1 protein-coding gene is annotated in these 1890 nt (G+C 35.8%); it reads left to right on the top strand.

Going from position 1 to position 1890, the window contains the following annotated elements:
- Positions 1–21: 21 nt before the first annotated feature.
- Positions 22–411: an HAD hydrolase-like protein gene (locus B371_RS20965; RefSeq protein ID WP_083844925.1), complete on the top strand. Its 390-nt coding sequence runs from the start codon at positions 22–24 to the stop codon at positions 409–411.
- The last annotated feature ends 1479 nt before the right edge of the window (positions 412–1890 follow it).

The raw sequence follows: 1890 nt of genomic DNA, 5'->3' as shown, positions 1-1890 counted from the left end.
TCAAGGTGCGAAACTTAAGTTATTAAAGCACAACAAGGAGCATTATATGTTGATGTGGAGAAAACATTAAATGAGTTAAGTAAAAAGTATCCATTATATATTGTTAGCAATGGACAAATAGAATACTTACAAGCAATTGTAGAAACTTATAATTTGGATAGATTTATTCAACATACATACAGTATCCAACTAATGAAATCAGGACATAAATCTGATTTAGTCAAAATGGTCAAAAATGAAAAACAAATAGAAGAGGGCTACATTGTCGGAGATCGTTCTTCAGATATTTCTGCAGCTAAGGATAATGCCTTTATTTCGATTGGTGTGAACTTTGACTTTGCTCAAGAAGATGAATTAAAACAAGCTGATTTTGTTGTGAATAACTTCAAAGACATCTTAGAGCTAGTTTAAAAGCATTTTCAATTCTTGGGAGAATTATGAATGAATGAAATAACGTCTATTTATATCACTCGTTATACTAGCAGGGTGTTCAGAACTCTCTTGATACTAAGAATTGATGTGAGTGAATGGATAAGTATTGAGTTCATGAATGACTATTAAGTAAAAGTTCTTGATAATAAATAATCGGTTGCGATAAGCAAAAAAAAAAGAGTGTCCCAGATTTAAAAAATATAATTGATTAGTGCAACATTTGAGTAGAATAAATCTCTATGAGTGCTACTGCTACCCATTACCCATTTAGGAGGCTAAATTCTTTGATACACCTTAGTTGTAGGAGTCAGGGTAACGGAAGAACTATACGTCACCACAAATCTCCAAGTAGATCCGTTCTGCATACATTTTCATCCTCTGTTGTGCACAGCGATGGTATTGCGATGTATGGGTGGCTACCAGTTCTTTAGTGTAGAAGTCCATATTTTGCTTTTTGTTTTGAAATAATATAAGAAACAGAGAGAGGCCGAAATATCATCTTCGGCCGAATATTTATGTAAAGGAAGACTCAATTCTTTAGTAAACCAAACGATTGTAACTAATAGTGTCCAGGTTGCAAGGGAGCGAAGGACGCATATTAGCCGCAAGATGATTTGAATAAGAGAGGGTGTGCGCAGTGACGTAGTCACAAGCCCACCCTCTTTGTTCTCTAGACCAAGGTGCAGCAGAGTAAACGTCCTAAGCGAACTGAAAACCTGCTCAAAATACTTTCTAACAATCAGTGTCTTTTGTCTCATCAACCAATATTAGAAATACAATATTATCATTTGTTGAAGGGACTCGTCGGACGCAAATCCGCCGCTAAATTGCCCTAGGGTTCTCTATTCTTCAGGTTATGGTGCATCTGGTTGGCCGTACAAACTGGAAACCCAAGTCGATACAGAATGGATTTTTTACTAACACCCATATTAGTAATTACTTAAAAGGATCAGGAGCACTTTGCCCGGTTTTTCTTACAAGATAAGAAACTACCGTGGCTTACGCTTCACGTAAGCCACCATCTACCATGAAAAGTGATCTTCAAACAAAAAGAGGAAAGGGTAAACCCCTTTAAAAAGATAGAAGGGGTGGTTAGTTAAATGTTGTCTATTTATCTACATTTATTTTCATACAAAAGCATATGACTTTAGGATGCCAAAATCCCAGTATTCATGGGTGTTTTTAAGCAAATGAGACTAACGTTTTAAAATGAAATTTCCTTTGGCGTTACTCTCTTTATAACGATTAATATGAAGGCGTGATTTCCTTTTTAAAACACACACACTTCATCTTGAGTACTTTTATTTAAAAAATTAAGACAATTTTTTATATTTATTTAGAACTATATTGTTATCACGGTTAGTTTTAAAAGGAGAATGATTGTAGTGGAAGGCGGCGACTCCTGCGGAAAAAGCGAGTCCAGTGAGACCCCGCAGGCGCACACAATGGAACAAAGGC

Source organism: Paenisporosarcina sp. TG20 (assembly GCF_000286315.1).
Lineage (GTDB): Bacteria > Bacillota > Bacilli > Bacillales_A > Planococcaceae > Paenisporosarcina.
This window is presented reverse-complemented; position numbering and strand designations above follow the sequence as displayed.